Source organism: Vibrio sp. VGrn 2 (assembly GCF_009361695.1).
In the GTDB taxonomy this organism is placed as follows: domain Bacteria; phylum Pseudomonadota; class Gammaproteobacteria; order Enterobacterales; family Vibrionaceae; genus Vibrio; species Vibrio diabolicus.
Map to the genome: position 1 here is coordinate 342128 of NZ_RBWD01000004.1, position 8330 is coordinate 350457.

Annotated in this window: 5 protein-coding genes and 2 rRNA genes; 4 read left to right on the forward strand and 3 right to left on the reverse strand. The window is 46.3% G+C overall.

Annotation, left to right across the window (positions count from 1 at the left end; all coding sequences use genetic code 11):
• The first annotated feature begins 8 nt into the window (after positions 1–8).
• The 3 genes from vmeC to ubiK all read left to right on the forward strand — a co-directional run bounded on the left by vmeC (position 9) and on the right by ubiK (position 4633).
• Complete coding sequence (vmeC, locus tag D8S93_RS10255) at positions 9–1115, forward strand: multidrug efflux RND transporter periplasmic adaptor subunit VmeC (RefSeq protein WP_005398173.1); 1107 nt, start codon at positions 9–11, stop codon at positions 1113–1115.
• Between the two features lie 12 nt (positions 1116–1127).
• Positions 1128–4250, forward strand: coding sequence for a multidrug efflux RND transporter permease subunit VmeD (vmeD, locus tag D8S93_RS10260; protein ID WP_152813020.1), 3123 nt, complete (start codon positions 1128–1130; stop codon positions 4248–4250).
• Between the two features lie 131 nt (positions 4251–4381).
• Positions 4382–4633 carry a ubiquinone biosynthesis accessory factor UbiK gene (ubiK, locus tag D8S93_RS10265; RefSeq protein ID WP_005398178.1) on the forward strand — a complete coding sequence of 84 codons (252 nt, stop codon included), beginning with the start codon at positions 4382–4384 and terminating at the stop codon, positions 4631–4633.
• 182 nt (positions 4634–4815) lie between these two features.
• Here the strand turns inward: ubiK and ilvC are convergent, their stop codons facing one another.
• On the reverse strand, positions 4816–6300 hold the full coding sequence (gene ilvC, locus D8S93_RS10270; protein WP_152813022.1) for a ketol-acid reductoisomerase: 1485 nt from the start codon (positions 6298–6300) through the stop codon (positions 4816–4818).
• Between the two features lie 143 nt (positions 6301–6443).
• On the opposite strand from ilvC, the gene ilvY reads away from it, so the two are divergent.
• Positions 6444–7334, forward strand: a complete 891-nt coding sequence (gene ilvY / locus D8S93_RS10275; RefSeq protein ID WP_152813024.1) for an HTH-type transcriptional activator IlvY — start codon at positions 6444–6446, stop codon at positions 7332–7334.
• A gap of 94 nt (positions 7335–7428) precedes the next feature.
• Here the strand turns inward: ilvY and rrf are convergent.
• Positions 7429–7545, reverse strand: a 5S ribosomal RNA gene (gene rrf / locus D8S93_RS10280).
• Positions 7546–7637: 92 nt separating this feature from the next.
• A 23S ribosomal RNA gene (locus D8S93_RS10285) occupies positions 7638–8330 on the reverse strand; the annotation flags it as partial.

Here is an 8330-nt window from a genome sequence, read left to right on the forward strand (position 1 = left end):
TTAATAGAATGAAAAAGTGGACTTTCTTTATGTTACTTATCGCCGTTCTCTTGTTCGGCAGCGTGATAGGTTTCAATTTATTTAAGCAACAAAAGATTGCTGAATACATGGCAAACCGTCCTGAACCTGAGTTCCCAGTAACCGTGACGGAAGTACAAGCGGTTGATTGGGTACCAGTGATCGAGGCTATCGGTTTTATCGAACCAAACCAAGGTGTGACGGTCGCAAACGAAACCAGTGGTGTTATCGACAAAATCGCATTTGATTCCGGCACTCAAGTCAAAGCAGGTCAGCCATTAGTACTGCTTGACTCTGACGTTGAGAAAGCGAATTTAAAGAGCTCGCAAGCCAAGTTGCCAGCAGCAGAAGCGAAATACAAACGCTACCAAGGGCTATTTAAAAAAGGCTCTATTTCTAAAGAAGCGTATGACGAAGCAGAAGCGAACTACTTCTCCTTAAAAGCGGACATTGAAAGCTTGAAAGCGACCATCGACCGACGCGAGATCAAAGCGCCATTTGATGGTGTAGTAGGTATTCGTAACGTGTACCTAGGTCAGTACCTACAAGCGGGTACCGATATTGTTCGCCTGGAAGACACCAGCGTGATGCGCTTACGCTTTACCGTGCCGCAAACCGATATTTCACGTATCAATATCGACCAAGAAGTGGATATCTTCGTGGATGCCTACCCAGATCAGCCTTTCAAAGGTTCAATTTCTGCGATTGAGCCTGCGGTTAACGTACAAAGTGGCTTGATTCAGGTTCAAGCAGATATCCCTAACAGTGATGGCAAACTGCGTAGTGGTATGTTCGCTCGTGCAAACATCATTCTGCCTAAATTAGAAAATCAGGTCACTCTGCCTCAAACTGCGATCACGTTTACGCTATACGGCGACAATGTTTACATCGTAACGGAAGAAGATGGCGAGAAACGCGTTAAGCAGCATGTGGTAAAAGTTGGCGAACGCTCTAAAGATATCGCACACATTCTAGAAGGCGTGAAGCCAGGTGATGTAGTGGTGACATCGGGTCAAGTCCGTTTAAGTAACCACGCAAAAGTAAGCATTGTTGAAAGCGATGCAACTACCCCACCTGCTGAAACACCAATGCTTTAAGTTGGAGGCATCATGCGCTTTACAGATGTTTTTATAAAACGTCCAGTTTTAGCGGTATCGATCAGTTTTTTGATTGCATTGCTTGGTTTGCAAGCCGTGTTCAAAATGCAAGTTCGTGAATACCCTGAAATGACGAATACAGTGGTCACCGTGACCACCAGTTACTACGGTGCAAGTGCCAACTTGATCCAGGGCTTTATTACTCAGCCCTTGGAGCAAGCGGTGGCGCAAGCCGATAATATTGATTATATGACCTCGCAATCGGTGTTAGGTAAATCAACCATTACCGTCAACATGAAGTTGAATACCGACCCGAACGCGGCATTGGCTGACATCTTAGCGAAAACCAACTCGGTACGTTCCCAGCTTCCAAAAGAAGCTGAAGACCCGACTGTAACGATGTCGACTGGTTCAACTACCGCGGTATTGTATATTGGTTTTACCAGTGACGAGTTGTCTTCCAGCCAGATCACCGACTACCTTGAGCGTGTAATCAACCCACAGCTATTCACTGTAAATGGTGTATCAAAAGTCGACCTTTACGGTGGTATGAAATACGCGCTGCGCGTATGGCTAGATCCAGCCAAAATGGGCGCATTAAAGCTGACTGCAACGGATGTGATGAGCGTTCTTAACGCCAACAACTACCAATCTGCGACGGGTCAAGCGACGGGTGAGTTCGTGCTTTATAACGGCAGCGCGGATACTCAGGTATCAAACGTCGCTGAGCTTGAAGCGTTGGTCGTAAAAACGGGTGAAGGGGACGTTATTCGCTTAGGTGATATCGCGAAGGTAACACTTGAGAAGAGTCACGACGTTTACCGTGCGAGTGCAAACGGCCAAGAAGCCGTGGTTGCTGCAATCAACGCCGCGCCAAGTGCCAACCCAATCAACATCGCTGCTGATGTGCTTGAATTATTACCTCAACTTGAGCGCAACTTACCAAGTAACATCAAAATGAACGTGATGTACGACTCTACCATTGCGATCAACGAGTCAATTCACGAAGTAGTGAAAACGATTCTTGAAGCGGCAATTATCGTACTTGTAGTGATCACACTGTTCCTAGGTTCGTTCCGTGCGGTCATCATTCCTATCGTCACTATTCCACTCTCTTTGATTGGTGTGGCGATGGTTATGCAGGCAATGGGCTTCTCTTGGAACTTGATGACACTACTAGCGATGGTACTTGCCATCGGCCTGGTGGTGGATGACGCGATCGTGGTGCTAGAAAACGTGGACCGTCATATCAAAGAAGGCGAGTCACCATTCCGTGCAGCAATCATTGGTACGCGCGAAATTGCTGTGCCAGTTATTGCGATGACATTAACGCTAGGTGCGGTATACGCACCAATCGCGTTGATGGGCGGTATTACGGGCTCGTTGTTCAAAGAGTTCGCTTTAACGCTAGCAGGTTCGGTATTTGTGTCCGGTATCATCGCTTTAACGCTATCACCTATGATGTGTTCAAAGATGCTGAAGGCGAACGAAAAGCCGAGCAAGTTTGAGCAAAAAGTTCATCATATCCTTGATGGCATGACCAATCGCTATGAGAAAATGCTTACAGCAGTCATGGCTCACCGTCCTGTTGTAATTGCATTTGCGTTAATTGTATTTGCGAGCTTACCGATTCTGTTTAAGTTTATTCCTAGTGAGCTGGCGCCATCCGAAGATAAAGGTGTAGTTGTTCTGATGGGTACCGCACCATCAAACGCGAACTTGGACTACATCCAAAACACCATGGATGACGTGAATAAGATTCTCTCTGATCAGCCAGAAGTAGAATACGCTCAGGTATTTAACGGTGTGCCGAACTCAAACCAAGCGTTTGGTCTAGCAACATTGAAGCCATGGAGTGAACGAGAAGCAAGTCAATCTGAAATCACAAAACGTGTGGGAGGCCTAGTTTCAAGTGTCCCAGGTATGTCTGTCACTGCGTTCCAAATGCCAGAACTGCCTGGTGCGGGCTCAGGCCTACCTGTCCAGTTTGTAATTACGACACCAAATAGCTTCGAAAGCTTGTTTACTATCGCTAGCGATATCCTGACCGATGTTGCAAGTAGTCCAATGTTTGTCTATTCCGATCTAGACCTGAACTACGATTCAGCAACCATGAAGATTAAGATCGATAAAGACAAAGCGGGTGCCTACGGTGTGACCATGCAAGATATTGGTATCACTCTCAGCACCATGATGGCTGATGGTTACGTTAACCGTATCGACCTTAACGGCCGCTCATATGAAGTGATTCCTCAAGTTGAACGTAAATGGCGTCTAAACCCAGAGTCGATGAAGAACTACTATGTGCGTTCTGTTGATGGTAAAGCCGTCCCACTAAGCAGCTTGATTACGATTGATGTGATAGCAGAGCCTCGCTCTTTGCCACACTTCAACCAGTTAAACTCCGCGACGGTAGGTGCGGTGCCATCGCCTAACGTTGCTATGGGTGATGCAATTAACTGGTTTGAAGACATCGCACAAACCAAACTGCCTGCAGGCTATAACCACGATTACATGGGCGAATCTCGTCAGTTTGTAACGGAAGGTAGTGCCTTGTATGCAACCTTTGGTCTTGCAATTGCGATCATCTTCCTCGTTCTGGCGATTCAATTTGAATCACTCCGCGACCCTATTGTCATCATGGTATCTGTACCGCTAGCAATATGTGGTGCCTTGATCGCGTTGGCGTGGGGTACGGCCTCAATGAACATTTACTCGCAGGTTGGTTTGATCACGCTGGTCGGCCTGATCACCAAGCACGGTATCTTGATCTGTGAAGTAGCCAAAGAAGAGCAGTTACATAATAAACTGTCTCGTATTGATGCGGTGATGGAGGCTGCGAAAGTGCGTCTTCGCCCTATCCTAATGACAACCGCAGCAATGATCGCAGGTCTGATCCCGCTGATGTACGCAACAGGTGCAGGTGCCGCGCAACGTTTCAGTATCGGTATCGTCATCGTTGCTGGTCTAGCAATTGGTACATTGTTCACACTATTCGTACTACCTGTGATTTACAGCTACCTAGCAGAAAAACACAAACCACTGCCAGTATTTGTTGAAGACAAAGACTTGGAGAAGTTGGCACGAGTTGATGAAGCGAAAGCAGCCCACCGTGAATTAGCGGATAACAGATAAGCTTTTAAGGCATTCAAAAAGGTCACTTCGGTGACCTTTTTTATTGCCGCTCTCTTTTTTGCCATCTAAATGGCGACTTTCACGTATCATTTACTTAAAATGAGGACAAATCAAAAGGAGTTTTAGCCACTATGTTTGACCCAAAGAAATTAGAGCAAATTGCTAAACAGATTCACGACTCAATGCCTCAACCTGTAAAAGAGTTGGGCTCTGATGTTGATCAGAAAGTTCGTCAAGTAATCCAAGGCCAACTAAACAAGCTAGATGTTGTAAGTCGTGAAGAGTTTGATGTTCAAACTCAAGTTTTACTGCGTACACGTCAAAAGCTAACAGAAATGGAACAGAAATTGGCGGAGCTTGAAGAGAAGCTTGCAGAAAAATAAGTGTTAAAACGCTCCTCACAAAGGAGCGTTTTTCTTATCGGCGCGCAGATAAATCGGCTAAAAACAAAAAGGCTTGGTCAACGGCGACCAAGCCTTTTGATTAGATGTTGTGTTTTTGTATTTATCGACTCCAGTCTGGCCAGAGTTCATTTAATATTTTCTCTACTTTGAAGCAAAGAAAATTAGCCACCAACCGCGATGCGCTTCATATCTGTCATATAACCACGTAGTTCTTCACCGATATATTCTACAGGGTGGTTGCGGATTGTTTCATTCACAGCGATAAGAGTCGCGTTATCCACTTGGTTAGACGTTTCACCTAGACCTTTACCAATGACGTCTGTACTAACAGAAGGCATGAATTTTTCACGCAGTAGCGGCGTTGCTACATTAGCAAATAGGTAGTTACCATATTCAGCCGTATCAGAGATAACCACGTTCATCTCGTATAAACGCTTACGTGCGATAGTGTTTGCGATAAGTGGCAGCTCGTGTAGAGACTCGTAGTAAGCAGACTCATCGATGATGCCAGATGCCGTCATTGCTTCGAATGCTAGCTCAACACCCGCACGAACCATAGCAACCATCAGGATACCGTTATCGAAGTACTCCTGCTCAGAGATTTCTACGTCAGTTTCTGGGTAGTTTTCGAAAGCAGTTTCACCCGTTTCTGCACGCCAGCCTAGTAGGTTTGCATCGTCGTTTGCCCAGTCAGCCATCATCGTGCTAGAGAAGTGACCTGTGATGATGTCATCCATGTGCTTGTTGTATAGCGGACGCATCAGCTCTTTTAGCTCTTCAGAAAGCTCAAATGCTTTCACTTTCGCAGGGTTAGTTAGGCGATCCATCATATGAGTGATACCACCAAACTTCAGAGCTTCCGTGATCGTTTCCCAGCCGTATTGAAGAAGCTTGCCTGCGTAGCCAGGTTCGATACCGTCAGCAATCATCTTCTCGTAACATACGATAGAACCAGCCTGCAACATGCCACAAAGGATAGTTTGCTCACCCATTAGGTCAGATTTCACCTCAGCAACAAAAGAAGACTCTAGACAGCCTGCACGGTGACCACCGGTTGCTGCAGCCCAAGCTTTCGCGATATCCCAACCTTCACCTTTTGGGTCGTTCTCTGGGTGAACAGCGATAAGAGTTGGAACACCGAAACCACGCTTGTATTCTTCACGAACTTCCGTACCCGGACATTTAGGTGCAACCATTACTACCGTTAGGTCTTTACGGATTTGCATGCCTTCTTCAACAACGTTGAAACCGTGAGAGTAACCCAGTGCTGCGCCTTCTTTCATTAGCGGCATTACCGTCTCAACAACGTTTGTGTGCTGCTTATCAGGAGTAAGGTTTACTACTAAGTCAGCTTGTGGAATTAGCGTTTCGTAGCTACCTACCTCAAAACCGTTGTCTTTTGCGTTTTGGAATGACTGGCGTTGCTCATCAATCGCTGCTTGGCGAAGCGCATAAGCAACGTCTAGACCAGAGTCACGCATATTCAGACCTTGGTTAAGACCTTGAGCACCACAACCTACGATGACCACTTTCTTGCCTTTTAAGTAATCCGCTTCTGAAGCAAATTCGCTACGGTCCATAAAGCGACAACGACCTAATTGGTCCAACTGCTCGCGCAAGTTTAAGGTATTGAAATAATTAGCCATCTGGGTGCTCCTTTGAGATTCTTCCATTGAGGTCGGTAATTGCCTTACCGAATAACTTCATACTAAAACAGACATTAAATTGCTTAAAGTGATATATTCACAATTAGTTATTGCAATTTGTGCAACATGGAAATGAAGATTTAATGAATATCAAAAGCCTGCAACTTTTTATTCATCTGTGTGAGAGTAAAAGTTTCGCTAAGACCGCAGCAGCGATGCATGTGAGTCCTTCAGCCTTGAGCAGACAAGTACAAAAGCTAGAGGAAGAAACTGGCCAACAATTATTTTTGCGGGACAATCGCAGTGTTGATTTAACGAGCCAAGGCAAAAAACTGGTTCCTGTCGCCTTCAAAATTCTTGGCGAATGGCAGCAGTACCAAAGTCACCTAAAGGGAGCAGAGGACGAGTTGAAAGGAGAAATCCGTCTCTTTTGTTCGGTTACTGCAAGCTACAGCCACCTGCCAGAGTTAATCTCTGATTTTCGTCTGCAGCATCCTTTTATCGAATTTAAGCTATCAACCGGCGACCCGGCTCAAGCGATCGACAAAATTCTAGCAGATGAAGCCGATATTGCCATCTCAGCCAAATCTGAGCAGATGCCAAGCAAAATCGCATTTGAAACGATCAGTGAAATACCACTTTCTGTCATCGCTCCTGTCGGCGTGAGTTCATTTGCGGAGGAGCTACAAAAAGAAAGACCAAACTGGTCAGTCATTCCATTCATTCTCCCAGAAGCAGGGACAGCAAGAGATAGAGCCAATACTTGGCTCAAACAAATGAAAATAAAGCCGAATATCTACGCGCAAACGTCAGGGCATGAAGCCATCGTAAGTATGGTTGCACTGGGATGCGGTGTGGGTATCGCACCTGATGTCGTGATCAACAATAGCCCGGTGAGGGAGAAGATAAATCGCTTAAAAGTGTTACCAATTAAGCCGTTTGAACTTGGTGTCTGCTGCACCAAAAATCAGTTAGAGAATCCATTAGTGAAGGCTTTTTGGAAAGTAGCAGAGAGTAAATACATTACACCTTAACGATAGATGTTTGAGTTCTGAGTGCTTAGGTAATTTTCAGAACCCAGAAACGTAAAAAAGCCCACTCTTTCGAGTGGGCTTTTTCAAATTTAAAGCCTGGCGATGTCCTACTCTCACATGGGGAAGCCCCACACTACCATCGGCGCTATTTCGTTTCACTTCTGAGTTCGGCATGGAAATCAGGTGGGTCCAAAATGCTATGGTCGCCAAGCAAATTCTTTAATTCGGAAAGCTGTTTTTAATTCTCGTTCTTACACATTCAATGTTCTTTCATTGAGTCCATCAAAACCCCTTGGGTGTTGTATGGTTAAGCCTCACGGGCAATTAGTACAGGTTAGCTCAACGCCTCACAACGCTTACACACCCTGCCTATCAACGTCGTAGTCTACGACAACCCTTTAGGATACTTAAAGTATCAGGGAGAACTCATCTCAAGGCTCGCTTCCCGCTTAGATGCTTTCAGCGGTTATCGATCCCGAACTTAGCTACCGGGCAATGCGTCTGGCGACACAACCCGAACACCAGAGGTTCGTCCACTCCGGTCCTCTCGTACTAGGAGCAGCCCCTTTCAATTCTCCAACGCCCACGGCAGATAGGGACCGAACTGTCTCACGACGTTCTAAACCCAGCTCGCGTACCACTTTAAATGGCGAACAGCCATACCCTTGGGACCGACTTCAGCCCCAGGATGTGATGAGCCGACATCGAGGTGCCAAACACCGCCGTCGATATGAACTCTTGGGCGGTATCAGCCTGTTATCCCCGGAGTACCTTTTATCCGTTGAGCGATGGCCCTTCCATTCAGAACCACCGGATCACTATGACCTGCTTTCGCACCTGCTCGAATTGTCATTCTCGCAGTCAAGCGGGCTTATGCCATTGCACTAACCTCACGATGTCCAACCGTGATTAGCCCACCTTCGTGCTCCTCCGTTACGCTTTGGGAGGAGACCGCCCCAGTCAAACTACCCACCAGGCACTGTCCGCAACCCCGAT

Bases quoted from the DNA above. Each gene is read 5' to 3' on its own strand.
- vmeC (WP_005398173.1), top strand. From the start codon at position 9: ATGAAAAAGTGGACTTTCTTTATGTTACTTATCGCCGTTCTCTTGTTC.
- vmeD (WP_152813020.1), top strand. From the start codon at position 1,128: ATGCGCTTTACAGATGTTTTTATAAAACGTCCAGTTTTAGCGGTATCG.
- ubiK (WP_005398178.1), top strand. From the start codon at position 4,382: ATGTTTGACCCAAAGAAATTAGAGCAAATTGCTAAACAGATTCACGAC.
- ilvC (WP_152813022.1), bottom strand. From the start codon at position 6,300: ATGGCTAATTATTTCAATACCTTAAACTTGCGCGAGCAGTTGGACCAA.
- ilvY (WP_152813024.1), top strand. From the start codon at position 6,444: ATGAATATCAAAAGCCTGCAACTTTTTATTCATCTGTGTGAGAGTAAA.